The following is a 24,201-nucleotide window of genomic DNA, read 5'->3' as shown; positions in this document are numbered from 1 at the left end:
GGGGTAGCTGTGCGAGATACGCAAAGGGGGAACGAACATGTCAATTGAATGGCAAACAAAATATGGGCGCATTGAAATTGCCAATGAGGTCATTGCCATGATTGCCGGGGGAGCGGCCGTCGATTGCTACGGCATTGTCGGAATGGCGTCGAAAAATCAAATTCGCGACGGGCTGTCGGAAATTTTGCGCCGTGAGAACTTTTCCAAAGGAGTTATCGTCCGCGAGGAAAACGGCGAAGTACATATCGACATGTACATCATCGTCAGTTACGGGACGAAAATTTCCGAAGTCGCCCACAATGTGCAGTCGAAAGTGAAATATACACTCGATCAGACGCTTGGATTGGCGGTTCAGTCCATCAACATTTACGTCCAAGGGGTTCGGGTGGTGAATCCGTAGTAAGGGGGAATCAGCCGGTGGCAATGAGGACGCTTGACGGAAGACGGTTTGCCGATATGGTGCAGCAAGGAGCCGCGCATTTGGCGAACAACGCCAAGGCGGTCGATGCGCTGAACGTCTTTCCGGTTCCAGATGGCGATACAGGAACAAACATGAACTTGTCGATGACGTCCGGAGCGAAAGAGGTGAAGGCGCATGTCTCCGACCATATCGGCAACGTCGCCGCGGCGCTGGCGAAAGGATTGTTGATGGGGGCGCGCGGCAATTCCGGCGTTATTTTGTCGCAGTTGTTCCGCGGGTTTGCCAAAGCGGTGGAAGGCAAACCGCAAGTGGACGGCTTCGAATTTGCCGCCGCCCTGCAAGCGGGGGTTGATACGGCCTATAAGGCGGTGATGAAGCCGGTCGAAGGAACGATCCTCACCGTAGCGAGAGAGGCGGCGCGAAAGGCAATTGAAACAGCGAAAAAAGATCGCGATGTCGTATCGGTGATGGAAGCGGCGCTTGCGGAGGCGAAAGCCGCGCTCAAGCGCACGCCGGAGCTGCTGCCGGTCTTAAAGGAAGTCGGGGTTGTCGACAGCGGCGGCCAAGGGCTTGTGTACGTGTACGAAGGATTCCTTGCCGCTTTGAAAGGAGAAGCTGTCAGCACCGCTCCCGCCGAAGTGCCGATGGAAGAGCTTGTAAAGATGGCACATCATCAAAGCGCGCAAAGCCATATTCATACCGACGAAATTGAGTTTGGCTACTGTACGGAATTCATGGTTCGGTTTGAGAAGGACAAACTGGCCCAGCATCCGTTTTCCGAAGAAGTGTTTCGCCGCGACTTGAGCCGATTTGGCGATTCTTTGCTTGTCGTCGCCGACGACGAGCTTGTCAAAGTGCACATCCATTCGGAAACGCCGGGCGAGGTGTTGACCTACGGCCAGCGCTACGGAAGTCTCATCAACATTAAAATTGAAAACATGCGCGAACAGCATGCCAACATCGTCGGCAAAGAGGCGGAACGGCCGCTGCAAGCCGGCGCGGAAGAAGCGAAGCCGTACGGCATCGTTGCCGTCGCGATGGGCGCCGGCGTGGCCGAATTGTTTCAAAGCATCGGCGCGCACGCGGTCATTGAAGGCGGACAGACGATGAACCCAAGCACCGAAGAAATCGCGGAGGCCATTCGCCGCGTCAACGCGGAGACGGTGTTCGTGCTGCCGAACAACAAAAATGTCGTGATGGCGGCCAAACAAGCGGCCGAGCTTTCCGAGCGGCAGGTGATCGTCATCCCATCGAAAACCGTTCCGCAAGGCATGGCGGCGCTCTTGGCGTTCAATCCAGCGCAGTCAGCCGAGCAAAACGAGCGGGCGATGACGGCGGCGCTTTCGCGGGTGAAAACGGGGCAAGTGACGTTTTCCGTGCGCGATACAACAATCGATGGCGTCGAAATCGAAAAAGGCGACTACATGGGGCTGTTCGATGACCGCATCGTCGTCGCCGATAAGGACAAGTTGGCCGTGACGAAGCGGCTGCTTGATGCGCTCATTGACGAGGAAAGTGAAATTGTCACCATTTTGTACGGCGAGGATGCGACCGAAGTGGAAGTGGAAACTGTTGTCGCCTATCTGGAAACGGAATATGATGGAGTGGAAGTCGAAGTGCACAACGGCCGGCAACCGCTCTATCCGTTTATCATTTCCGTCGAATAATATTATGTTAAAATAATAGAAGGGAGCATTCCCTTCTATTTTTTATGCGAACGGAGGAAAGGCACCGATGAAATATAAAAGCGTCTTTGACATCATCGGCCCGGTGATGGTCGGACCGTCAAGCTCGCATACCGCCGGGGCGGCGCGCATCGGCCTCGTCGCGCGCAAGCTGTTTGGAAGACAGCCTGAATGGGCGCACATCTCGTTTTACGGCTCGTTTGCCGAAACGTACCGGGGGCATGGGACCGATGTGGCCATCGTCGCCGGGCTGCTTGGATTTGATACGTTTGATGAGCGCATCCCGGACGCTCTGGCGATCGCTCAGGCTGCGGGAATGGACGTCTCGTTTTCCGCCGAAGAGGCGATTCCGCATCACCCGAACACGGCGCGTGTGCGCATTGGCGACGGAAAAGGGGAGCTTGAGCTTGTCGGCGTGTCCATTGGCGGAGGGAAAATTGAAATCATCGAGTTAAACGGGTTCGAGTTAAAGTTGTCGGGCCATCACCCAGCGCTATTAATCATGCATAACGACCGTTACGGGACGATCGGGGCGGTGGCCAGCGCGCTGGCGAAGCATGCCATTAATATCGGCCATATGGAAGTATCGCGCAAGGAAAAAGGGAAGGAAGCGCTGATGACGATCGAAGTCGATCAACCGTTGACCGACGAGCTTTTGCAAGAGTTGGAGCAGCTGCCTAACATTATTCAAGTAACCAAACTCGTTGATTAAATCGAAAACGGTTCCATGTTTTGCGAAGACAGCCATGATGACGGACAGGAAGGATGGGGAAAAGAGAATGTTTCGCAATGTTGCCGAGCTTGTTGCATTGGCGGAAAAAGAGCAAATCAAAATCGCTGAGGTGATGATCCGCCAAGAAGTCGGAGTGAGCGGGCGCAGCCGGGAGGAGATTATGGCGCAAATGGAGCGCCACCTCGAAGTGATGGAGCGGGCTGTTGAAAGAGGGCTGCAAGGAGTCGTTTCCCGCTCGGGGCTGACAGGCGGCGATGCGGTGCGGGTGCAGCGCTATATCGAGCAGGGCCGCTTTTTGTCCGGGGAAACGATTTTGGATGCCGTCAGCAAAGCCATGGCGACAAATGAAGTGAACGCGGCCATGGGCGTCATTTGTGCGACGCCGACAGCGGGCTCAGCCGGCGTTGTCCCCGGGACGCTGTTTGCCGTGAAAGAGCGGTTGAATCCGACGAGAAAAGAAATGGTCGAATTTTTGTTCACCGCTGGGGCGTTCGGCTATGTCGTTGCCAACAATGCTTCCATCTCAGGGGCGGCCGGCGGCTGTCAAGCCGAAGTCGGTTCGGCAGCCGGCATGGCGGCTGCGGCGCTCGTTGAGCTGGCCGGCGGAACGCCTGCTCAAGCAGCCGAAGCGATGGCGATCGCCTTAAAAAATATGCTAGGATTAGTATGTGATCCTGTCGCTGGCTTGGTCGAAGTGCCGTGCGTCAAACGGAATGCGATGGGGGCGGCCAACGCCATGATCGCTGCTGATATGGCGCTGGCCGGTGTAAAAAGCCGCATTCCGTGTGATGAAGTGATCGAGGCGATGTACCGCATCGGCGCGGCCATGCCGGTGGCGCTGAAAGAAACTGCGCAAGGGGGGTTGGCCGCGACGCCGACCGGCCGCGCCATCGCGGCCCGCATTTTCGGCGCTTCTGCGGCATCGAAGTGAACGAAACGATGCAACAGCCGGTGACGGCGGTCAAAGGCATCGGTGAAGAAACGGCTGCGGCGCTCGCCGACATCGGCATCACAACCGTCGGCGACCTGCTCATGTATGCGCCGTACCGGTATGACGATTACGAACAAAAAGATCTAGCCGCCGCCCGCCATGAAGAAAAAGTGACAGTGGAAGGGAAGGTGCACAGCGCCCCGCTTGTAACGTATTACGGAAAAAAAAAGTCGCGCCTTTCCTTTCGCCTGCTTTCCGGCCGCTATTTAATCACGGTTGTCTGCTTCAACCGCCCGTATTTGAAAGAAAAACTCGCCTTCAATGAAACGGTGACCGTAATCGGCAAATGGGACCGGCACCGGCAGGCGATCAACGCCTATGAGCTTCGTTTCGGGGCCGCCCCGGAGACGGCCGGCATTGAACCGGTCTATTCGGTGCGCAGCCCGCTGACGGTCAAAACGATGCGCCGGCTCATGAAGGCGGCGTTCGCCCAGTTTGGCGCGCACATTCCCGATCCGCTGCCGCCCGCTTTGCGCCGCGCCTACCGTCTTGTCGACAAGCAGGAGGCGGTTCGCGCCCTTCATTTTCCGCGCTCGCGTGAAGAGTTGCACCAGGCGCGACGCCGGCTCGTCTATGAAGAGTTTTTGCTGTACCAGCTGAAAATGCAGGCGTTTCGGCGAATTGTGCGCGACGGGCAGCACGGCGTCGCCCATTCGTTTTCCGAAGAGCGGCTGGCGGCGTTTCTTTCCGCTTTGCCGTTTTCATTAACGAACGCCCAGCGGCGCGTCATCAAGGAGATTTTGGCCGATATGCGGGCGCCAAGGCAAATGAACCGTCTTTTGCAAGGCGATGTCGGCTCCGGCAAGACGGTCGTGGCCGCCGTGGCGCTGTATGCGGCGGTATTGTCCGGCTTTCAAGGAGCGCTGATGGTGCCGACGGAAATTTTGGCTGAGCAGCATGCCCGCTCGCTCGCCGACCTGTTTGCCGGCACAGATGTCACGCTGGCGCTGTTGACAAGCTCCGTGAAAGGGAAGAGGCGCAAAGAGCTGCTTGCGGAATTGGAGGAAGGGGCGATCGACATCGTCATTGGGACGCATGCGTTGATTCAAGAAGGTGTACAGTTTCGCCGGCTCGGCCTCGCCATTACTGATGAGCAGCACCGGTTTGGCGTCGAGCAGCGTCGCATTTTGCGCGAAAAGGGGCATGCCCCGGACGTGCTGATGATGACGGCGACGCCGATTCCGCGCACGCTGGCGATCACGGCGTTCGGCGATATGGACGTATCAGTGCTCGACGAAATGCCGGCCGGGCGGAAGAAAGTGGAAACGTATTGGGTCAAGCATCATCAATTCGCGCGTGTGCTCGATTTTATCGAAAAAGAGCTTCGTCGGGGGCATCAGGCGTACGTCATTTGTCCGCTTATTGAAGAGTCGGAAAAATTGGATGTGCAAAATGCCATTGATGTTCATAGTCAGCTCGTCCACTACTACCGCGGGAAATATGAGATCGGCCTCATGCACGGCCGGCTGTCGGCCGATGAAAAAGAAGCGGTGATGCGAGCGTTCAGTGAAAACCGCATTCATGTGCTCGTTTCGACAACGGTCGTGGAAGTCGGGGTGAATGTGCCGAACGCCACCGTGATGGTCATCTATGACGCCGAACGGTTTGGACTTGCCCAGCTTCATCAGCTGCGCGGCCGGGTCGGGCGGGGGGACGCCCAGTCATACTGCATTTTAATTGCCGACCCGAAATCGGAAGTCGGCAAAGAACGGATGCGCATCATGACGGAGACGACGGACGGGTTTGTGCTGGCGGAAAAGGATTTGGAGCTGCGTGGTCCAGGCGATTTTTTCGGCACGAAACAAAGCGGGCTTCCGGAGTTTCAATTTGGCGATCCGGTGCATGATTACCGCATCTTGGAAGTCGCGCGCCGCGATGCCGCCAAACTCGTGTCGATGACGGCGTTTTGGAGTGATGAAGCGTACGCGGGGCTGCGCGCCGAACTTGAGGCGTCCGGCGTGCTCGATGGAGAAAAGCTAGATTAATAGGCAGGCGGCAAAATGTGACCGCTTTTCACTTTTTCTGCTTGCATTCCGTTTTTTGATATTATATATTACTTTTAGTACCTAGTCATAAAACCGGACGGTGTAACGAATCGATGAGAAAAAGCAAACGCGAACGGCAACGGCTGCTGCAGGAGACGATCCGGGAAAATCCGTTTATTACCGACGAAGAGCTGGCAGAAAAGTTCTCAGTCAGCGTGCAGACGATCCGCCTCGACCGGCTTGAACTGTCGATTCCGGAGCTGCGCGAGCGCATTAAACATGTCGCCCGCCAGTCGTTCGCGGATAAAGTGCGGGCGCTGCCGCTTGAGGAAGTGATCGGCGATATTATCGACATTGAGCCGGATGAGAGCGCCATTTCCATTTTCGATGTGAAAGAAGATCATGTGTTCCGGCGCACCCGCATCGCCCGCGGCCATCATTTGTTCGCCCAGGCGAATTCGCTCGCCGTTGCCGTAATCCATGACGAATTGGCGCTGACGGCGAAAGCGACGATCCGCTTTGTTCGTCAAGTCAAGGAAGGCGAACGGGTGGTGGCGAAGGCGAAGGTGACCGGCAAAACGGCGAACGGGCGCACGATTGTCGACGTAAACAGCTACGTCGGCCAAGAGCTCGTGTTTTCCGGAACGTTCGAGATGTATCGTTCAAACATAGAGAAAAAGGATGGCGACAGCAATGAACATCGCGATTGATGCCATGGGAGGCGACCATGCTCCACGCGAAATCGTCCTTGGGGCGGCTCGAGCCGCCGCGCATTTTCCCGACATTCATATTACGCTTATCGGCGACGAAGCGAAAATCCGTCCGCATGTGCCGGACGGAGGGCGCCTGTCGATCCTCCATGCCGATGAGGTGATTGAAGCGACCGATGAGCCGGTGCGGGCTGTGCGGCGCAAAAAAAACTCGTCGTTGGTGCGCATGGCGGAAGAAGTGAAAGAAGGACGCGCTGACGCGTGCATATCGGCCGGCAATACTGGTGCGTTGATGGCGGCTGGGCTGTTTGTCGTTGGGCGGATTGCCGGCATCGACCGGCCAGCGCTCGCGCCGACATTGCCTACGCTAGACGGGCGGGGGTTTGTCTTTTTGGATGTCGGCGCCAATGTCGACGCCCGCCCGGAGCATTTGCAGCAATATGCGATTATGGGGCACGTGTATGCCCAACAAGTGCGGGGCATCGCCAAGCCGCGCATCGGCCTGCTCAACGTCGGCACCGAAGATCAAAAAGGGAATGAAACCGTGAAGCGGGCGTTCTCCTTGCTGAAAGAAACGAACCTTCATTTCATTGGCAATGTGGAGGCGCGCGATTTGCTCAATGGCGTGGCTGATGTCGTTGTCGCTGATGGGTTTGCCGGCAATGTCGCCTTAAAAACGATCGAGGGAACGGCGATGGCGCTTTTTTCGTTGCTCAAGCAGACGCTGACAAGCGGCGCGGTCGCAAAACTCACCGCCGCTGTCCTCAAGCCGAAGCTCGCCGGACTGAAAAAGATGATGGACTACTCCGAATACGGCGGGGCGGCGTTGTTCGGCTTGAACGCTCCGGTCATTAAAGCGCACGGCTCATCCGATGCGAACGCTATTTTCCATGCCGTCCGCCAAGCGCGCGAGATAGTGGCCCATGATGTCATTGGCACGATCAAAGCGGAGCTCGAGCGGACATAATGGATAAAGGAGGAAGCAAAATGGGTAAAATCGCCTTTTTATTTCCGGGACAAGGGTCGCAAACGGTCGGCATGGCCAAGGACGCCGCCGACCGCGACGCCCGCGCCCGTGCGGTGATTGAGGCGGCTGACGAGCGGCTCGGATTTCCGCTTTCTTCGCTCATGTTCAACGGGCCGCAAGCTGAGCTGACGCTGACGTACAACGCCCAGCCGGCGCTTTTGACCGCTAGCATCGCCTTGCTTCAGCTCGTAGACGGAGAAGGCTTGAAGGCCGATTACGTCGCCGGCCATAGTTTGGGTGAATACACGGCGCTCGTGGCCGCCGGCGCCATGTCGTTTGCCGACGCTGTCTATGCGGTGCGCCGCCGCGGCGAGCTGATGGATGAAGCGGTGCCGGCCGGCGAAGGGACGATGGCTGCCGTATTAGGGATGGAGGCAGAGGCGCTCGAAGCGGTGACGAACGAAATTGCCGCCCAAGGCCATCCGGTTGAGCCGGCCAATTTCAACTGCCCGGGGCAAATCGTCATCTCCGGTTCGAAAGCGGGAGTGGAAAAGGCGGGGCAGTTGGCGAAAGAGCGCGGCGCGAAACGCGTCATTTCGCTGGAAGTGAGCGGACCGTTCCATTCGTCGCTCATGAAGCCGGCGGCGGAAAAACTGCAGGCTGTTCTTGACAGCCTGGCCATTGAAGATGCTGCTGTTCCCGTCATCGCCAACGTAACGGCTGAGCCGGTGACGAAGAAAGAGGACATTGCCCGTCTTCTTATTGAACAGCTCTATTCGCCGGTACGCTGGGAACAGTCGGTGCGCACGCTGTTGGCGCTTGGGGTCGACACGTTTGTCGAAATCGGACCGGGGAAAGTGTTGTCCGGTCTCGTGAAAAAAATCGACCGCAACGCCCGTGTTTATGCGGTAAACGATCTCGCTTCCTTGGAAACGACCATTGCGGCGCTGAAAGGAGAATAACAAAACAATGCTTGAAGGAAAAATCGCCCTCGTTACCGGGGCGTCGCGCGGCATCGGCCGGGCGGTTGCCTTGGAGCTCGCCCGTCAAGGGGCGAACGTCGTTGTCAACTATGCCGGCAGCGAGGCAAAAGCGAATGAAGTCGTTGAGATGATCCGCTCGCTCGGCCGCGAAGCGATCGCCGTCCAGGCGGACGTCGCCCGGGCGGAGGAGGTGGAGCGCTTGGTGAAAACAGCGCTCGACCAGTTCGGCCGCCTCGACATTTTGGTGAACAACGCGGGCATTACGCGCGACAATTTGCTCATGCGGATGAAAGAAGAAGAATGGGATGCGGTGATTAATACGAACTTAAAAGGGGTATTTCTTTGTACGAAGGCTGTGACACGGCCGATGATGAAGCAGCGCGGCGGCCGGATCATCAACATCGCCTCCGTCGTCGGGGTCATCGGCAACCCTGGGCAGGCGAACTACGTGGCGGCCAAAGCCGGCGTCATCGGATTGACGAAGACGGCCGCGCGCGAACTCGCCAGCCGGAACATCACCGTCAACGCCGTCGCACCGGGATTCATTACAACCGATATGACCGAAGCACTCAGCGAGGAATTGAAGGGGGAAATGTTAAAACAAATTCCGCTCGCCCGTTTCGGCGAGCCGGATGACGTCGCCCGCGTTGTGGCGTTTCTCGCGTCCGACGCCGCCGGCTACATGACCGGCCAGACGCTTCACGTTGATGGCGGCATGGTCATGCCGTAACAAAAGGCGGCTAGTATTTTCCCTGAGAATCGACTATAATCATGAAGGGAGGTGAACAGAATGGCAGACGTATTGGAACGTGTCACGAAAATCATCGTCGACCGGCTCGGGGTTGACGAATCGCAAGTGACGCTCGAGGCGAAGTTCAAAGACGATTTGGGTGCTGACTCGCTCGACATCGTCGAATTGGTCATGGAGCTCGAAGACGAATTCAACATGGAAATTTCCGACGAAGAAGCGGAAAAAATTGTCACAGTCGGAGATGCTGTGAACTACATAAAAAGCCATCTGTAATCCCGCTTTTTTGCAAAGTCCCGTTGCTCCGAACGGGGCTTTCTCTGCTTTTTAAGAGGCACACGGGACCTAGCCGCGGAAAAAAGGCGCCTTTGCCACTCGCGTAGCGGGATGGTGAACGGATATAATAAAGGATAGTATACGGCCAGTTTTGTCTGGAACGAAGTCGGAGGCATTTTTATGTCAAAACAAAAAGACAAAGAACGCATCCACGAAAAAAGGCGGGCGAAGTTTCAAGAACTGCAAAGGAAAATCGGGATCACCTTCCAAAATGAAAAGCTGTTGATGCAAGCGTTCACCCATTCATCGTATGTGAATGAGCATCGGCGGCGGCTTCACGAGGATAATGAACGGCTCGAGTTTTTGGGCGACGCCGTGCTGGAGCTGACCGTTTCCCAATATTTGTTTCAAAAATTCCCACATATGAGCGAAGGGCAGTTGACAAAGCTGCGGGCGGCCATTGTCTGCGAGCCGTCGCTTGTGAAATTTGCCAACTCCCTGTCGTTTGGCGAACTCGTTTTGCTTGGCAAAGGCGAGGAGCTGACCGGCGGACGGACGCGCCCGGCGCTTTTGGCTGACGTGTTTGAAGCGTTTATCGGCGCCCTTTATTTGGATCAAGGAATGGAGGCGGTCCTCCATTTTTTAGGGCAAACGATCTTTCCAAAAATAGATGAAGGTGCTTTTTCTCATGTGATGGATTTTAAAAGCCAGCTGCAGGAACTCGTGCAGCGCGACGGCAGCGGGACGCTTGAATACACCATTTTGGAAGAAAAAGGACCGGCCCACAACAAAGAGTTCGTCGCCCGCGTGGCGTTAAACGGCCAAGAGCTCGGCATCGGTGTCGGCCGCTCCAAAAAGGAAGCCGAGCAGCATGCGGCACAAATGGCGCTTGAGACGCTGCGGGCTGCCGAGCGGCCATAGAAAGGCTGGCGCTTTTACGTCAGTCTTTTTGTATGAACATTTTTTCTCGACGCACTGTGGTGGTATATTGAAAACAGCAGCCTGTCCCGGTCCGCTCCGGCGGGCCGAGATCAAAGCGGAAAGATGGTGAAGCATCGTATCATGTTCCTGAAACGGTTAGATGTGATCGGCTTCAAATCATTCGCCGACCGCGTATCGATTGATTTTGTCCCCGGTGTCACGGCGGTTGTCGGCCCGAACGGAAGCGGCAAAAGCAACATTACCGACGCGATCCGCTGGGTGCTCGGCGAGCAGTCGGCGAAATCGCTGCGCGGGGCAAAAATGGAAGACGTCATTTTCGCCGGCAGCGACTCGCGCAAGCCGCTGAATGTCGCCGAAGTGACGATCACGCTCGACAACGAAGATGGCTTTTTGCCGCTTGAGTATCAAGAGGTGAGCATCACCCGGCGCGTTTACCGCTCCGGGGAAAGCGAGTTTTTCATCAACCGCCAGCCGTGCCGCTTAAAAGATATTGTCGATTTGTTTCTGGACTCCGGGCTTGGCAAGGAGGCGTTTTCGATCATCGGCCAAGGCCGGGTCGAAGAAATTTTAAGCAGCAAGCCGGAAGAGCGGCGTACGATTTTTGAAGAAGCGGCCGGTGTCTTGAAATACAAGCTGCGCAAAAAAAAGGCGGAAACAAAACTTGCGGAAACACAAGACAACTTGCATCGCGTCAACGACATTTTGCATGAGCTCGAACAGCAGCTTGAACCGCTTCGGATGCAGGCGTCAATCGCCAAAGAGTATTTGGAAAAACGCGAGGAGCTCGAGCGGTTTGAAGTGGCGCTTATGGTGCACGACATCGAGGAGCTGCACCGGCAATGGAGCGGACTGAAGGAAGCGCTTGATCGGCACCAGCAAGAGGAAGGAGCGCTGGCGGCGGCGTTGCACAAAATGGAAGCTCATATCGAACAGCTGCGCGACCAAATGGCGGCCATTGACGAGTCGATCGACGGCCTGCAGCAAGTGCTGCTGTTGGCAAGCGAGGAGCTTGAAAAACTCGAAGGCCGGAAGGAAGTGTTAAAAGAGAGGAAAAAAAATGCAGAAAAGCGGAAAGAGCAGCTTGAGGAGACTGCCGCCGCTTTAACGGCGAAACAGCGCCGTCTGGCCGAACGGCTCCGTGCAGAGCGGGCTGAGCTCGCCCGGCTTGAGGGCGCTGCCGCGGCGCTGGAGAAAGAGCTGAAAGAGAAACAAATGTCGCTTTCCGAGTATGAGGTTGATCTTGAGGAGGAGATCGAGCGGCGAAAGGGCGATTATATCGACCTTGTCCACGAACAAGCGGCGTTGAAAAACGAGCGCACGCATGTGGAGCAGGCGATCGGCAAGCTGCAGGCCAAGCGGGCGGCGCTCGACGAAGCGAACCGCCACCATCTTGCTGAACGCGAGCAGATAGAACGAAAACTGGCGGCTTCGCGTGCTGAGCAGTCCCGCCTTGAACAAGCCATCGCTGAGACGAGCGGGAAGCTGGCTCATATGACGGCCGCACTTGCGGCACAAAAGGCGGAGCTCGAACGGAATGAGTCGCTTTTGCAGCAGGCGCGTCAATACCGGCAGCAAACAAAAGCGCGCAAGCAATGGCTGGAAGAGATGCAACACGATTATGCCGGCTTTTTCCAAGGGGTGAAGGAAGTATTAAAAGCGCGCGACCGGCTTCCCGGTATTCATGGTGCAATCGTTGAGCTGATCCGCGTGCCGGACCGCTACGAAACGGCGCTCGAAACGGCGCTCGGCGGCGCGATGCAGCACATCGTCGTCGACAGCGAAGCGGCGGCGCGGCAAGCCATCCACTATTTGAAAACGAACGGCCATGGGCGGGCGACGTTTTTGCCGCTTGACGTCATTCAAGCGCGCGCCCTGTCGGAGCGGGAGCGGGCGATGATCAGCGGCCATCCGGCGTTTGTCGGCATCGCAAGCGAGCTGGTCGAGTACGATCGCGCCCACCAGGCGGCGATCGCCCATTTGCTTGGCCACGTCATCGTCACGGCGGACTTAAAAGGAGCCAATGAACTCGCCAAACTCCTTCAGTACCGCTATCGGCTCGTCACCCTTGACGGCGATGTCGTCAGTCCGGGCGGCGCGATGACCGGCGGCGGGGCGGCGAAAAAGACGGCTTCGCTGTTGGGCCGAGCCCGCGAGCTCGAGGCGATGGCTGCCAAATTGCGTGAAATGGATGAAACGATCGCCCGGCTCGAGCGCGATATCGCAGGGAAAGAGCGAGAGCGGGCGGAGCGGGAACGGGAGGCGGCTGCGCTGCAAGAGAAGATGGCGGCGCTGCAGCAGTCGTTGCAGGCGCAAAAAGACGAACAACGTGAACTCGACTGGCAAAAAAAGCGGATCGACGAGCGGCTCGCGCTGTACGATGAAGAAAAAGCGAACGATGAGCGTGAAGCGGCGGAACTCAACCGCCGTCTCGTCGCCGTTGACAGACAGCTTGAGCAGCTTGCCGGAAAGCTGCAAGCGATTGACGACGACATCAGCCGGCTGCAGGCGCAAAAACAGACGGAGCAAACGACAAAAGAAGCGCTGCAAGCCGCGATCACAGAACAAAAAGTCGCTTTGGCCGAGACGAAAGAACGGGTGAAACACGCGCGGCGGACAGTGGAGGAGCTTGAAACGGAATTGGCTGAAACGGCCCGCGAGCTCGAAGCAGCCGAACGGGAGCGCGCCGCCCTTGCCGCCGAAATGAACGCGCCGTCCTGGAACGAGGACAAACTGGAGCAACAGCGGCAGCAAAAGCTAGAAGACAAGCAAAAAACGATTGAACTCATCGCCAGCCGCCGCGAACAGCGGCTTGACTGCCAAGGGCGGCTTGAGCATTTGGAGCGGGAATGGAAAGAAGCGAAGCGCCAGCATAAACAGCTTGTCGATGTGGTCAAAGACGAAGAAGTGAAGTTGAACCGGCTGGACGTTGAGCTTGATAACTTGCTCACCCGGCTTGGCGAAGAGTATGGAATGTCGTTTGAGGCGGCCCGTTTGGCCTATCCGCTTGAAATCGGGGCCGAAGAGGCGCGCAAGCGAGTGAAGCTGATCAAGCGCGCCATCGATGAGCTCGGCACCGTCAATTTAGGAGCGATCGATGAATATGAGCGCGTTTCCGAACGGCACCGTTTTTTGAGCGAGCAAAAAGCCGATTTGGAAGAGGCGAAAGCGACGCTCCATCAAGTGATCGACGAAATGGACGAGGAAATGAAAAAACGGTTTTTTTCAACGTTCGAACAAATCCGCGCTCATTTCGGCGAGGTGTTCCGCGAGCTGTTCGGCGGCGGGCGCGCCGATTTGCGCCTGACTGACCCGAACGACTTGCTTGAAACCGGGGTGGAGATCGTCGCCCAGCCGCCGGGGAAAAAGCTGCAGCACTTAAGCCTGCTTTCAGGCGGTGAGCGGGCGTTGACGGCGATCGCCCTTTTGTTCTCGATTTTAAAAGTGCGCCCAGTGCCGTTTTGCGTCCTCGATGAAGTCGAGGCGGCGCTTGATGAAGCGAACGTGCAGCGCTACGCCCAATATTTGAAGCGGTTCAGCCGCGATACGCAATTTATCGTCATCACCCACCGGAAAGGGACGATGGAAGAGGCGGACGTGCTGTATGGCGTCACGATGCAAGAATCGGGCGTCTCGAAGCTCGTTTCCGTCCGTTTGGAAGACTCCAAGCAACTCGTGTCGTCATAGAAAGGAGGAGCCTCGATGGGCTTTTTTCAAAAGTTGAAAGAAAAGTGGACAAAACAGGCGGATGCCGTCACGGAAAAGTTTAAGGAAGGGCTGTCGAAAACGCGCGATTCACTCGCCGGGAAAGTGAACGACTTGATCGCCCGCTACCGGAAAGTCGATGAGGAATTTTTCGAAGAGCTGGAGGAAATTTTAATCGCCGCTGACGTCGGCGTGGCGACCGTCATGGAACTGGTCGATGAGCTGAAAATGGAAGTGAAGCGCCGCAACATTCAAGATTCGGCGCAAATGCGCGACGTGATCGCGGAAAAACTGATTGACATTTACCGCGCCGGCGCCGATGACAACGAGCTTTCCGCCTTGAATATGCAAGAAGGAGGGCTGACGGTCATATTGTTCGTCGGCGTCAACGGCGTTGGCAAGACGACGACGATCGGAAAACTGGCGCATAAGCTGAAATCGGAAGGGAAATCGGTGCTCTTGACCGCAGGCGACACGTTCCGCGCCGGAGCGATTGATCAGTTGGAAGTATGGGGCGAACGCGTTGGGGTCGATGTCATTAAGCAGGCGGCCGGCTCCGACCCGGCGGCCGTTATGTACGACGCCATTCAGGCGGCAAAAGCACGCAGCGTTGACGTGTTGTTGTGTGACACAGCCGGGCGGCTGCAAAACAAAGTGAACTTAATGAAAGAGCTTGAAAAAGTGAAGCGCGTCATCAGCCGCGAAATCCCGGGCGCTCCGCATGAAGTGCTGCTTGTGCTTGATGCGACGACCGGGCAAAATGCGATGAGTCAGGCGAAGCTGTTTAAAGAAGCGACCGATGTGACCGGCATCGTGTTGACAAAGCTCGACGGAACGGCAAAAGGCGGCATCGTGCTCGCCATTCGCAACGAGCTGGCCATCCCGGTGAAATTCGTCGGCCTCGGCGAAAAGATGGACGATTTGCAGCCGTTTGATGCAGAAAAATATGTATACGGACTGTTTGCCGGTTTGTTCGATGAACAATAACGGCTAGTTGGCCAGTTGCATGCCGTTTAGCGGCTCGTACGGCATCGGCGCGGCCTGCATCCGTGTTTTCCCGCCAGGCTGGCGGCCAACCGCGCCCCAGCCTTGCTTTTATGGGGGGAAAAATCGTCCTCATCTTGACAAGAGCCGGAAAACAAAGTACACTCACTTGTAAAGGGAATTTACTTAACAACGGGGGAGGGAGCGTTCGGTGCTCGAAAAAACGATGCGCATGAACTATTTGTATGATTTTTATCACGCGCTGTTGACGCCGAAACAGCGCAATTACATGGCGCTGTACTACTTGGACGACTACTCCCTCGGGGAAATTGCTGAACAATATGAGGTGAGCCGCCAGGCGGTGTACGATAACATCCGGCGCACAGAAGCGATGCTTGAGCAGTATGAAGAGAAGCTCGGGCTGCTGCAAAAATATGAACAGCGGCGGCAGGCCATCGAGCGGCTGAAAGACTACATCAGCCGGCATTACGGCGCTGACGCCGAATTGGCGGCGCTTGTCCGCGAGCTGGATGAACTTGATTAAAAAAAGGGGGTGGCCGCCATGGCGTTTGAAGGATTGTCCGAACGTTTGCAGCAGGTGATGAACCGCATCCGCGGCAAAGGGAAAGTCACCGAAGCGGATGTCAAAGAGATGATGCGCGAAGTGCGTCTCGCTTTGCTCGAGGCTGACGTCAACTTTAAAGTCGTCAAAGATTTCATCAAACGGGTGAGCGAACGGGCCGTCGGGCAGGAAGTGATGAAAAGCTTGACGCCGGGCCAGCAGGTGATTAAAGTGGTCAAAGAGGAGCTGACGGCGTTAATGGGCGGCGAACAGAGCAAAATCGCGGTCGCCAAAAAGCCGCCGACGGTCGTCATGATGGTTGGCCTGCAAGGGGCTGGGAAGACGACAACGACCGGGAAGCTCGCCAACTTGCTGCGCAAGCGCCATAACCGGAAGCCGCTGCTGGTCGCTGCTGACGTCTACCGCCCGGCGGCGATCAAGCAGCTGGAGACGCTCGGCAAACAGCTGAACGTTCCTGTCTTTTCGCTCGGCGAGGACGCCAATCCAGTCGAGATCGCGAAACAGGCGCTCGAGCGGGCGAAAGAAGAGCATTACGACTATGTGCTGATCGACACGGCCGGCCGCCTTCACATTGATGAGGCGCTCATGGATGAACTGAAGCAAATGAAAGAGGCGGTCAAGCCGGACGAAATTTTCCTCGTTGTCGACGCCATGACCGGTCAAGACGCCGTCAATGTCGCGCAAAGCTTCCATGAACAGCTCGGCATCACCGGCGTTATTTTGACGAAGCTCGATGGCGACACGCGCGGCGGGGCGGCGCTGTCGATTCGCGCCGTGACGGGAGCGCCGATCAAGTTCGCCGGGATGGGCGAAAAACTGGATGCGCTCGAGCCGTTTCATCCAGAGCGGATGGCGTCCCGCATTTTAGGGATGGGCGATGTCTTGACGCTCATTGAAAAAGCGCAGGCCGCCGTTGATGAGGAGAAGGCGAAAGAGCTCGAACAAAAAATGCGCACGGCCACCTTCACGCTTGACGACTTTTTGGAGCAGCTCGGCCAAGTGCGCATGCTCGGACCGCTTGACGAACTGATTAAAATGCTGCCGGGAGCCAATAAAATCAAAGGGCTTTCCAACATTCAAGTCGATGAAAAGCAAATCGCCCGCGTCGAAGCGATCATCCGCTCGATGACGAAAGAGGAGAAAATGCATCCGGAAATCATCAACGCTAGCCGCAAAAGGCGGATCGCCAAAGGGAGCGGCACGACCGTGCAAGACGTCAACCGGCTGCTCAAGCAATTTGATGACATGAAAAAAATGATGAAAATGATGACGAATATGCCCAAAGGGAAGAAAAAAGGATTTCGCTTCCCATTTATGTAAATGATGTTCTGTTAAGCGAAAAACCTTTACAAACGGAAAAAGAATTGTTAATATACTATCTTGTGTGAACACTATACGGAGGTGCGTACAAACTATGGCAGTAAAAATTCGTTTAAAACGCATGGGCGCAAAGAAAAAACCGTTTTACCGCATTGTTGTGGCGGATTCCCGCTCGCCGCGCGACGGCCGCTTCATTGAAACGATCGGCACATACAATCCGGTTGCGGAGCCAGCCGAAATCAAAATCGATGAAGAGCTGGCGCTCAAATGGCTGCAAAACGGTGCCAAACCGTCCGACACGGTGCGCAGCTTGCTGTCGAAACAAGGCATTTTAGAGAAGTTCCATAACTTGAAATACGGCAAATAAGCGGGATGCACATGAAACCGCTCATTGAAACGATCGTCAAGGCGCTTGTCGATCATCCGGAGGCGGTGGCGGTCGAAACCCGTGAGGAAGAGACGGCCGTCATCTATGAACTGTCGATGCACGATGACGATATCGGCAAAGTGATCGGCAAACAAGGACGGACGATCCATGCGATCCGCACGGTCGTCTATGCCGCCGCCGCTGGATCGCCCAAGCGGGTGATTGTGCACGTGAAAGAAAAAGGGTGAGGATGTTCCTCTCCCTTTTTTGATATCTTCGTAAAGGGGGATGGGGATGAAGCTCATTCAAACGGTCGAAGTGCGGCAAGTTGTCACCGAGCGGAGCAAACAAGAGCTTGCGGCGGCATTTGCGGCGCGCAAGCAGCAGTTGGAGCGCGAGTGCGGCCAGCTTCGCTTCGAGCAAAAGCGGATGGAGAAAAGCGGGAAATACCCGGCTAGTCTTGTAAAGCAATATTTTGCCAAAGAAATCGACGACCGGATGGAGAAAATCAAGCTGCTTGAGTTTCAACTTGAACAGTTACATATGCTACCGTTAGGAAGTGAATTGAAAGAGCGGGAAGTCGAGGCGCTCATTGAGGTGAACGTCGGCGACCGCTGGGAAGAGGTGACGAAAACGCGCGCCATTATCGTTGAAGACGGCGTCGTGAAAGAGATTCGCTAAGGAGGGAGCAAAGAATGGAACGATGGTTTAACGTCGGCAAAATCGTCAATACGCACGGCATTCGCGGCGAAGTGCGCGTCATTTCCCGCACCGATTTTCCGGAAGAGCGATACAAAAAAGGAAACAAGCTGTACATTTTCCGCGAACGCGACAGCGAGCCGATCGAAGTGACGGTGAAAAGCCATCGCGTCCATAAATCGTTCGACTTGCTGTCGTTTGAAGGCTATGACAGCATCAACGATGTCGAACCGTTTAAAGGAGCGATGCTGAAAGTGCCGGAAAGCCAGCTCGGTGAACTCGCGGAAGGCGAGTATTATTTCCATGAAATCATCGGCTGTACCGTCGTAACGGAAGAAGGAGAAACGATCGGCACGGTCAGGGAAATTTTAACGCCGGGGGCGAACGACGTCTGGGTCGTCCGGCGCGGCGACGGCACCGATGCGCTCATTCCGTACATCGACGAAGTCGTTCTTCGCGTCGATCCGGCGCAAAAAACGATCATCATCCGACCGATGGAAGGGCTGCTTGAATGATGCGGATCGATATTTTGACGCTGTTTCCCGACATGTTTTCCGGCGTATTGAATGAGTCGATTTTAAAGAAGGCGCAAGAAAAAGGGGCGGTGGACATCCGGCTTGTTGACTTCCGCGAATTTGCCGACAACAAGCATAAGACGGTTGATGATTACCCGTACGGTGGCGGCGCCGGCATGGTGCTGAAGCCGCAGCCGATCTTCGACGCGGTGGAACATGTGACAGCCGGCTCGCCTGGCGCGCGCATTATTTTGCTTTGCCCGCAAGGCGAGCGCTACACGCAAAAAAAGGCAGAAGAGCTCGCCCAAGAAGAGCATTTGGTGCTTATTTGCGGCCATTACGAAGGATATGATGAGCGCATCCGCCAATATTTGGCGACCGATGAAATTTCGATCGGCGATTACATTTTAACAGGCGGGGAGCTCGGCGCCATGGTCATCGTCGACAGCGTCGTCCGCCTGCTGCCCGGCGTGCTCGGCAACGAAGCGTCGCCGGTTGACGACTCGTTCAGTTCCGGCCTGCTGGAGTATCCGCAATACACAAGGCCAGCCGACTTTCGCGGCATGAAAGTGCCGGACATTTTGCTTTCCGGGAACCACCAGCTCATTGCTGAATGGCGCGAGAAGGAGTCGCTCCGGCGCACGTTTTTGCGCCGCCCGGATTTGCTCGCCGGCTATCCGCTCACCGAGAAACAAAAGCAATGGCTGAAAGAGTGGGAACATGAACGCGAAACGGAAAACAGCGGCTCTCAATGCGAATAACTATTGCTTGCGCCCGGCGTTTATGCTATCATATCTTTTGTGTGACTGAAGCAGTCCGCTTAAGGACGGAAAACGATGTTCCGCTGCAATGATCAAACGCATTGGCATGAACATCTGTGGAAGGAGTGGAAAATGATGCATCATTTAATCCAAGAGATCACGAAAGAACAATTGCGGACCGACTTGCCGGATTTCCGCCCGGGCGACACGGTGCGCGTCCACGTGAAAGTTGTGGAAGGCAACCGCGAACGCATCCAAGTGTTTGAAGGTGTCGTCATCAAACGGCGCGGAGCGGGCATCAGCGAAACGTTCACCGTCCGCAAAGTGTCCTATGGCGTCGGCGTTGAGCGCACATTCCCGGTGCATACGCCGAAAATCGCAAAATTGGAAGTCATCCGCCGCGGGAAAGTTCGCCGTGCGAAATTGTACTACTTGCGTGAACTTCGCGGCAAAGCGGCGCGCATTAAAGAAAAAACGGCCCAATAACGGGCAACGGTGGATCACAGCGGAAAAGGAGCTTGCTTTCAAGCTCCTTTTTTCACTACCGCCAATGATGATTACGGTAGTGATCCACGACTGCAAACTTTGATTTAGGTGGGTGGACAATGGAACAGAAAAAAAGCGAATGGCGCGAATGGCTGAAAGCCATTGTTGTTGCGGTGCTGTTGGCCGGGGGCATCCGCTACTTTATTTTTGCCCCGATTATCGTCGACGGCATTTCGATGATGCCGACGTTACATAATCACGAGCGGATGATTGTCAATAAGTTGGCCTACAAAATCGGCATGCCGCATCGTTTCGATATTATTGTGTTTCATGCCGAGGAAGGGAGAGACTATATTAAACGGGTGATCGGCTTGCCGGGCGACCGGATCGAGTACAAAAATGATACCTTGTACGTAAACGGCAAACCGTATAAAGAGCCGTATTTGGACGAACGTAAAAAGCAGGTTGCCGACGGGCCGCTGACCGAGCCGTTTACACTTGAGGAATTGACCGGGCGGAGCACGGTGCCGGAAGGGCATTTGTTCGTCATGGGCGACAATCGCCGATTCAGCAAAGACAGCCGCCATATCGGCTTCATTCCGATGTCAAAAGTCGTTGGCAAGGCGAATCTTGTGTATTGGCCGCTTTCTGACGCCCGGATTGTGAAATAAACGAGGCAGGTGATGCCAATGACAGTGATTCAATGGTTTCCCGGCCATATGGCAAAAGCGAAGAGGGAAGTGCAAGAAAAATTAAAGTTGATCGACGTAGCGTTTGAGCTGCTTGACGCCCGTTTGCCGATGTCATCGCGCAACCCGATGATCGATGACATTCTCGGACAAAAGCCGCGCCTCATTTTGCTCAATAAGGCGGATATGGCCGATGAGGCCGTGACTGAGCAATGGATCCGCTATTTCCGCGGCCAAGGCCGAACAGCCATCGCCATCGATGCGCAAAGCGGGACGGGGGTCAGGCAAATCGCTTTCATTGCCAAAGAAATGGTAAAAGAGAAATTTGAGAAAATGCGGGCGAAGGGCATTAAAAATCCACGCCCCGTGCGGGCGCTCATTGTCGGCATCCCGAATGTCGGCAAATCGACGCTCATCAACCGGCTCGCCGGCCGCCATATCGCCAAAACCGGCGATAAGCCGGGGGTGACGAAAGCGCAGCAATGGATCAAAGTCGGCAAAGAAATGGAGCTGCTTGATACGCCAGGGATTTTATGGCCAAAGTTCGAGGATGAAGACGTCGGCTTCAAGCTCGCGGTCACCGGAGCGATCAAAGATGAAATTTTGAACTTGCAAGACGTCGCTGCCTATGCGCTCCGCTTTTTGTCAGTCCATTATCCGGAACGGCTGTCGGAGCGCTACCGCCTTGACAGCATCCCCGATGACATCGTCGCCTTATTTGACGCCATCGGCCGGCGGCGCGGCTGCCTGACAGCGGGCGGCGGCATTGACTATGACAAGGTCGCTGACATTGTCTTATACGACATTCGCACCGAAAAATTAGGACGGTTGAGTTTTGAAACGCCCGCTTCCTGGACGTAATGGCGTCCGGCGGGCGTTTTTTGCTTCGCAGCCGGCTGAACATGGCCGATAGTATAAGTAGAAAAGGGAGAGAAACATGAAGGAGTACACGGTAAAAGAAATCGAAGCGCTGCTTCCGGAGCTTGGCGGCGAGGATGACCCGCGCTGGGAGATGCTGCGGCGCGATGAACGGAAAAGCGTGCAGGCGCTGCTTGCCCGTTTTGTGAAACAAAAAGAGCGGGAAAAAGTGATGCGGCGGCGTTGGGAGGAGTTGATGCGCTATGAGCGTGAACTGTACGCCGCCGGCATCGAACGAATCGCCGGCATTGACGAGGCCGGGCGCGGGCCGCTTGCTGGCCCGGTCGTCGCGGCGGCGGTCATTTTGCCGCCTGACGCCTACTTGCCAGGGCTTGACGATTCGAAACGGCTGACAGCAGCCAAGCGCGAGGCGTTGTTTGCGCAAATCGAGGCGTGTGCGGTTGCGGTCGGCATCGGCATTGTCAGTGCGGCGGAAATTGATGAGCGGAATATTTACGAGGCGACGAAACAGGCGATGGCAAAGGCGGTCAGCGCGCTGTCGCCGCCGCCTGACTACTTGCTCGTTGATGCGATGGCGGTGCCGTGCGCGCTGCCGCAGCGGCGTCTGATGAAAGGCGATGCCAACAGCGCTTCGATCGCCGCGGCTTCCATTATGGCCAAAGTGACGCGCGACCGGCTGATGAAAGAGCTCGACCGCCGCTATCCGCAGTACGGGTTTGCCCGCCATATGGGTTACGGGACGCCGGAGCATCTCGAGGCGATCCGCCGTTACGGCATAACGCCGGAGCACCGCCGCTCGTTCGCGCCGGTAAAGGAAGCGGCGGGCGTTGAAAATTAGCCGGCCCCACGGCTGGGATGCGGGCCGGGACGAAAGGGGGAAAGCAAAATGGTGGAGCGGATGGAACGAACCGTTCCTGTAGCCGCCGTCCGTGATGCGGCGTCAAGCGGACAGTTTCGGCCGGGGCAGGCGGTTGTCGGCCGAATCGAGCGGGTGGAAGAGGCGGAGACGGGGGAGCGGACAGCGCTTGTCCGCACCGGCGGCCGCCTCGTGCGCGCCCGCCTCGAGGCGCCGCTTGCCGCCGGGCGCACGTACTTGTTTGAAATCAAGGAAAGCGGCAGCAACGTTTACTGGAAAGCGGTCGCGCTTTCCGAACCGGAGCAGGCGGTTCCCCGTGAAGATGTCGTCCACCGATGGCAGCAGGCGTGGAAGCTGCCCGAGGCCGCGCTCCCGGTGCTTCGCCAAGCGCTGAAGGCAGGCGCGGCCGTAACGAAAGAAGACGCGGCGGAACTGGCTGCAGCGGTGCGAAAAACCGGCCGGCCGGCCGACGCGGAGGAGGTGCTTGCTTATTTGTTCCATCGCCGCCTCCCGCCGTCTCCCGCCGTATTTCGCGCACTGTGGGCGGCGCGGACCGGAGAGCCGCTCGCAGTGCAGCTTGAAAGGCTAAAAGCGGTGTTCACTGAACGTTCTTCAGGCCCGATGGCGCCGGTGTTCAAGCAGGCGGCTGACCGTCTTCTTTCGCCGCCGCTGTTCGCCTATGAGGCAGCGGTGCGCCTGTTGTTGACAGCGGAAGAAGGAGCGGAGGGGCCGGCTCATGCGCTTCTTTTCCGCCTCGGGCTTGTTCCGCTTCCGGCAGGACGGATGGCCGCCATTCAGAACGCCATGCAGCAGCGGCAGTTTGCTGAAGTCGGGAAGCTGCTCGGCCTGACGGACGAGGAAGCGTTTTTCGCGCGCTTTGCCGCTGTCGATGCCGCCTGCAAAAGCGGTGCGCTGTCAGAGGCGGAAGCGAAGCTGTGGACGTCTGTCCTCACGGCCGGCGACCCGGCGCTGTCGCTGTTTCATTGGTTGAGGCGGATCGCTGGCCGCCTCGGGCTTGAGGATGAGGCGATGCTCGCCGAAGCGTTGAAAACAAGAGGCGCGCCGCCGATGGCTCCTTCGTTGAGACGGCTGCTTCTTCATCTGCTCGGCGGAGCGGGAAGCAAAGAGGCAGAAGCCGCGGCGGAAGCGTTTCTTGACCGCCTTGACGGAATGGCCGTCATCGCCGGAAGCGATGGGCCTGTCGGGCACATTTGGATTTCTTTTCCTTTGCCGCTGGGCGGGCGCAACCACGATTTTTCGGTTTATTGGCAAGGGCGGCGGAAGGATGGAGGGGCGCTTGATCCCGATTATAGCCGCATCGTTTGCAGCGTCACGCTCGAACAACTGGGCGGGATTTTGATCGATATGCGTGTGCAGCGGCGGATCGTCCACATTTCCCTTTTTCACGATGATCCGAGGCTGCCGGAGCTCGTTCATCGCTTTGCCCCGCTGGTGAAAGAGCGTCTTCAGGCGCACGGTTATCTGCTGTCGGGCATTGATGTGAAAGCGGCCGAAGCTAGTCCCCCGGCCCCTTCCGTGCTGCCGTTTGCCGGCAGCAGCAGCGAGGTGGATTGGCGCGTATGAGCGAGGAGCGGAAAAAAGCGGTCGCCCTGTCCTATGACGCGGCGGTTCACGAAGCGCCTGTCGTGAAAGCGAAGGGAGCGGGAACGGCGGCGGAAGCGATCATCGCTGCCGCCCAACAGCATGGCGTGCCGATTCGAAAGGATCCGTCGCTCGTTGAACTTCTCAGCAAAGTGGAAATCGATAACACGATTCCGGAAGTGCTGTATGCGGTTGTGGCGGAGTTGTTTGCGTTCCTTTATCAGCTGGATCAGGCGGCGAAACAGGAAACGGAGGGAGAAAAGGGATGATTTTTCAACCTCCTAATTTCTCAATTTTGCGACGAAACGGTGGACAAG

The 24,201-nt window shown here is 56.5% G+C and carries 26 protein-coding genes; all 26 read left to right on the top strand.

Annotated features, from left to right (window positions below):
• Positions 1-37 precede the first annotated feature (37 nt).
• On the top strand, positions 38-400 hold the full coding sequence (locus IKE44_RS04000; RefSeq protein WP_033011178.1) for an Asp23/Gls24 family envelope stress response protein: 363 nt from the start codon (positions 38-40) through the stop codon (positions 398-400).
• Between the two features lie 17 nt (positions 401-417).
• A complete protein-coding gene (locus IKE44_RS03995) occupies positions 418-2,088 on the top strand; it encodes a DAK2 domain-containing protein (protein ID WP_033016058.1) in 1,671 nt (556 codons plus the stop codon).
• Positions 2,089-2,155: 67 nt separating this feature from the next.
• Positions 2,156-2,818: an L-serine ammonia-lyase, iron-sulfur-dependent subunit beta gene (sdaAB, locus tag IKE44_RS03990; protein WP_033011174.1), complete on the top strand. Its 663-nt coding sequence runs from the start codon at positions 2,156-2,158 to the stop codon at positions 2,816-2,818.
• Positions 2,819-2,885: 67 nt separating this feature from the next.
• Entirely contained in the window at positions 2,886-3,770 is an 885-nt protein-coding gene (gene sdaAA, locus IKE44_RS03985; RefSeq protein ID WP_033016053.1) for an L-serine ammonia-lyase, iron-sulfur-dependent, subunit alpha, read from the top strand.
• Entirely contained in the window at positions 3,767-5,815 is a 2,049-nt protein-coding gene (gene recG / locus IKE44_RS03980; protein WP_287465064.1) for an ATP-dependent DNA helicase RecG, read from the top strand. Before sdaAA ends, recG begins: the two co-directional genes overlap by 4 nt.
• A 113-nt stretch (positions 5,816-5,928) precedes the next feature.
• Positions 5,929-6,525: a transcription factor FapR gene (gene fapR, locus IKE44_RS03975; RefSeq protein ID WP_033011168.1), complete on the top strand. Its 597-nt coding sequence runs from the start codon at positions 5,929-5,931 to the stop codon at positions 6,523-6,525.
• Positions 6,509-7,492: a phosphate acyltransferase PlsX gene (gene plsX / locus IKE44_RS03970; RefSeq protein ID WP_287465062.1), complete on the top strand. Its 984-nt coding sequence runs from the start codon at positions 6,509-6,511 to the stop codon at positions 7,490-7,492. Before fapR ends, plsX begins: the two co-directional genes overlap by 17 nt.
• A 20-nt stretch (positions 7,493-7,512) precedes the next feature.
• Positions 7,513-8,454, top strand: a complete 942-nt coding sequence (gene fabD / locus IKE44_RS03965; RefSeq protein ID WP_033016045.1) for an ACP S-malonyltransferase — start codon at positions 7,513-7,515, stop codon at positions 8,452-8,454.
• Between the two features lie 7 nt (positions 8,455-8,461).
• Positions 8,462-9,205, top strand: a complete 744-nt coding sequence (fabG, locus tag IKE44_RS03960; protein ID WP_033011164.1) for a 3-oxoacyl-[acyl-carrier-protein] reductase — start codon at positions 8,462-8,464, stop codon at positions 9,203-9,205.
• A gap of 60 nt (positions 9,206-9,265) precedes the next feature.
• Positions 9,266-9,499: an acyl carrier protein gene (gene acpP / locus IKE44_RS03955; protein ID WP_033016040.1), complete on the top strand. Its 234-nt coding sequence runs from the start codon at positions 9,266-9,268 to the stop codon at positions 9,497-9,499.
• A 180-nt stretch (positions 9,500-9,679) separates the two neighbouring features.
• On the top strand, positions 9,680-10,420 hold the full coding sequence (gene rnc, locus IKE44_RS03950) for a ribonuclease III (protein ID WP_033016039.1): 741 nt from the start codon (positions 9,680-9,682) through the stop codon (positions 10,418-10,420).
• A 141-nt stretch (positions 10,421-10,561) separates the two neighbouring features.
• Entirely contained in the window at positions 10,562-14,125 is a 3,564-nt protein-coding gene (gene smc, locus IKE44_RS03945) for a chromosome segregation protein SMC (RefSeq protein ID WP_049624362.1), read from the top strand.
• Positions 14,126-14,140: 15 nt separating this feature from the next.
• Positions 14,141-15,130, top strand: coding sequence for a signal recognition particle-docking protein FtsY (gene ftsY, locus IKE44_RS03940; RefSeq protein WP_287465060.1), 990 nt, complete (start codon positions 14,141-14,143; stop codon positions 15,128-15,130).
• A gap of 208 nt (positions 15,131-15,338) precedes the next feature.
• Positions 15,339-15,671, top strand: coding sequence for a putative DNA-binding protein (locus IKE44_RS03935; RefSeq protein WP_033011156.1), 333 nt, complete (start codon positions 15,339-15,341; stop codon positions 15,669-15,671).
• A gap of 18 nt (positions 15,672-15,689) precedes the next feature.
• The gene (gene ffh, locus IKE44_RS03930; protein ID WP_287465059.1) at positions 15,690-17,030 is read left to right on the top strand and encodes a signal recognition particle protein; all 1,341 of its coding nucleotides are present in this window, start codon (positions 15,690-15,692) and stop codon (positions 17,028-17,030) included.
• A gap of 94 nt (positions 17,031-17,124) precedes the next feature.
• Positions 17,125-17,397, top strand: coding sequence for a 30S ribosomal protein S16 (rpsP, locus tag IKE44_RS03925; protein ID WP_033011154.1), 273 nt, complete (start codon positions 17,125-17,127; stop codon positions 17,395-17,397).
• A gap of 11 nt (positions 17,398-17,408) precedes the next feature.
• Positions 17,409-17,645 carry a KH domain-containing protein gene (locus IKE44_RS03920; RefSeq protein WP_033016030.1) on the top strand — a complete coding sequence of 79 codons (237 nt, stop codon included), beginning with the start codon at positions 17,409-17,411 and terminating at the stop codon, positions 17,643-17,645.
• 46 nt (positions 17,646-17,691) lie between these two features.
• A complete protein-coding gene (locus IKE44_RS03915; protein WP_033011152.1) occupies positions 17,692-18,078 on the top strand; it encodes a YlqD family protein in 387 nt (128 codons plus the stop codon).
• Between the two features lie 14 nt (positions 18,079-18,092).
• Positions 18,093-18,611: a ribosome maturation factor RimM gene (rimM, locus tag IKE44_RS03910; RefSeq protein WP_033011151.1), complete on the top strand. Its 519-nt coding sequence runs from the start codon at positions 18,093-18,095 to the stop codon at positions 18,609-18,611.
• Entirely contained in the window at positions 18,611-19,372 is a 762-nt protein-coding gene (gene trmD / locus IKE44_RS03905) for a tRNA (guanosine(37)-N1)-methyltransferase TrmD (protein WP_162839645.1), read from the top strand. The genes rimM and trmD overlap by 1 nt, the downstream gene beginning before the upstream one ends.
• Before the next feature lie 135 nt (positions 19,373-19,507).
• Positions 19,508-19,858, top strand: coding sequence for a 50S ribosomal protein L19 (gene rplS, locus IKE44_RS03900; RefSeq protein ID WP_014195437.1), 351 nt, complete (start codon positions 19,508-19,510; stop codon positions 19,856-19,858).
• 119 nt (positions 19,859-19,977) lie between these two features.
• Positions 19,978-20,529 (top strand): signal peptidase I, encoded by a 552-nt coding sequence (gene lepB / locus IKE44_RS03895; protein ID WP_033016029.1) that lies wholly within the window; start codon positions 19,978-19,980, stop codon positions 20,527-20,529.
• A gap of 12 nt (positions 20,530-20,541) precedes the next feature.
• Positions 20,542-21,408 (top strand): ribosome biogenesis GTPase YlqF, encoded by an 867-nt coding sequence (gene ylqF, locus IKE44_RS03890; RefSeq protein ID WP_033011146.1) that lies wholly within the window; start codon positions 20,542-20,544, stop codon positions 21,406-21,408.
• Between the two features lie 76 nt (positions 21,409-21,484).
• Positions 21,485-22,264: a ribonuclease HII gene (locus tag IKE44_RS03885; protein ID WP_049624363.1), complete on the top strand. Its 780-nt coding sequence runs from the start codon at positions 21,485-21,487 to the stop codon at positions 22,262-22,264.
• A gap of 48 nt (positions 22,265-22,312) precedes the next feature.
• Positions 22,313-23,866, top strand: a complete 1,554-nt coding sequence (locus IKE44_RS03880; protein ID WP_287465055.1) for a flagellar hook-length control protein FliK — start codon at positions 22,313-22,315, stop codon at positions 23,864-23,866.
• Complete coding sequence (locus tag IKE44_RS03875; protein WP_033016017.1) at positions 23,863-24,153, top strand: EscU/YscU/HrcU family type III secretion system export apparatus switch protein; 291 nt, start codon at positions 23,863-23,865, stop codon at positions 24,151-24,153. The genes IKE44_RS03880 and IKE44_RS03875 overlap by 4 nt, the downstream gene beginning before the upstream one ends.
• Positions 24,154-24,201 lie beyond the last annotated feature (48 nt).

Origin of the sequence: Geobacillus sp. (genome assembly GCF_017515625.1) — a bacterium.
GTDB lineage: Bacteria > Bacillota > Bacilli > Bacillales > Anoxybacillaceae > Geobacillus > Geobacillus stearothermophilus.
The sequence above is the reverse complement of the archived record's forward strand: the minus strand, read 5'-3'. Positions and strand labels throughout refer to the sequence as shown.

Excerpts from the sequence above, each read along its gene's own strand:
- acpP (WP_033016040.1), top strand. The coding sequence starts at position 9,266 with ATGGCAGACGTATTGGAACGTGTCACGAAAATCATCGTCGACCGGCTC.
- IKE44_RS03875 (WP_033016017.1), top strand. The coding sequence starts at position 23,863 with ATGAGCGAGGAGCGGAAAAAAGCGGTCGCCCTGTCCTATGACGCGGCG.
- lepB (WP_033016029.1), top strand. The coding sequence starts at position 19,978 with ATGGAACAGAAAAAAAGCGAATGGCGCGAATGGCTGAAAGCCATTGTT.
- fabG (WP_033011164.1), top strand. The coding sequence starts at position 8,462 with ATGCTTGAAGGAAAAATCGCCCTCGTTACCGGGGCGTCGCGCGGCATC.
- IKE44_RS03920 (WP_033016030.1), top strand. The coding sequence starts at position 17,409 with ATGAAACCGCTCATTGAAACGATCGTCAAGGCGCTTGTCGATCATCCG.
- rimM (WP_033011151.1), top strand. The coding sequence starts at position 18,093 with ATGGAACGATGGTTTAACGTCGGCAAAATCGTCAATACGCACGGCATT.
- ftsY (WP_287465060.1), top strand. The coding sequence starts at position 14,141 with ATGGGCTTTTTTCAAAAGTTGAAAGAAAAGTGGACAAAACAGGCGGAT.
- rplS (WP_014195437.1), top strand. The coding sequence starts at position 19,508 with ATGCATCATTTAATCCAAGAGATCACGAAAGAACAATTGCGGACCGAC.
- sdaAA (WP_033016053.1), top strand. The coding sequence starts at position 2,886 with ATGTTTCGCAATGTTGCCGAGCTTGTTGCATTGGCGGAAAAAGAGCAA.
- rpsP (WP_033011154.1), top strand. The coding sequence starts at position 17,125 with ATGGCAGTAAAAATTCGTTTAAAACGCATGGGCGCAAAGAAAAAACCG.
- rnc (WP_033016039.1), top strand. The coding sequence starts at position 9,680 with ATGTCAAAACAAAAAGACAAAGAACGCATCCACGAAAAAAGGCGGGCG.
- fapR (WP_033011168.1), top strand. The coding sequence starts at position 5,929 with ATGAGAAAAAGCAAACGCGAACGGCAACGGCTGCTGCAGGAGACGATC.
- trmD (WP_162839645.1), top strand. The coding sequence starts at position 18,611 with ATGCGGATCGATATTTTGACGCTGTTTCCCGACATGTTTTCCGGCGTA.
- plsX (WP_287465062.1), top strand. The coding sequence starts at position 6,509 with ATGAACATCGCGATTGATGCCATGGGAGGCGACCATGCTCCACGCGAA.
- IKE44_RS04000 (WP_033011178.1), top strand. The coding sequence starts at position 38 with ATGTCAATTGAATGGCAAACAAAATATGGGCGCATTGAAATTGCCAAT.
- ffh (WP_287465059.1), top strand. The coding sequence starts at position 15,690 with ATGGCGTTTGAAGGATTGTCCGAACGTTTGCAGCAGGTGATGAACCGC.
- sdaAB (WP_033011174.1), top strand. The coding sequence starts at position 2,156 with ATGAAATATAAAAGCGTCTTTGACATCATCGGCCCGGTGATGGTCGGA.
- IKE44_RS03915 (WP_033011152.1), top strand. The coding sequence starts at position 17,692 with ATGAAGCTCATTCAAACGGTCGAAGTGCGGCAAGTTGTCACCGAGCGG.
- ylqF (WP_033011146.1), top strand. The coding sequence starts at position 20,542 with ATGCCAATGACAGTGATTCAATGGTTTCCCGGCCATATGGCAAAAGCG.
- fabD (WP_033016045.1), top strand. The coding sequence starts at position 7,513 with ATGGGTAAAATCGCCTTTTTATTTCCGGGACAAGGGTCGCAAACGGTC.
- IKE44_RS03885 (WP_049624363.1), top strand. The coding sequence starts at position 21,485 with ATGAAGGAGTACACGGTAAAAGAAATCGAAGCGCTGCTTCCGGAGCTT.
- smc (WP_049624362.1), top strand. The coding sequence starts at position 10,562 with ATGTTCCTGAAACGGTTAGATGTGATCGGCTTCAAATCATTCGCCGAC.
- IKE44_RS03880 (WP_287465055.1), top strand. The coding sequence starts at position 22,313 with ATGGTGGAGCGGATGGAACGAACCGTTCCTGTAGCCGCCGTCCGTGAT.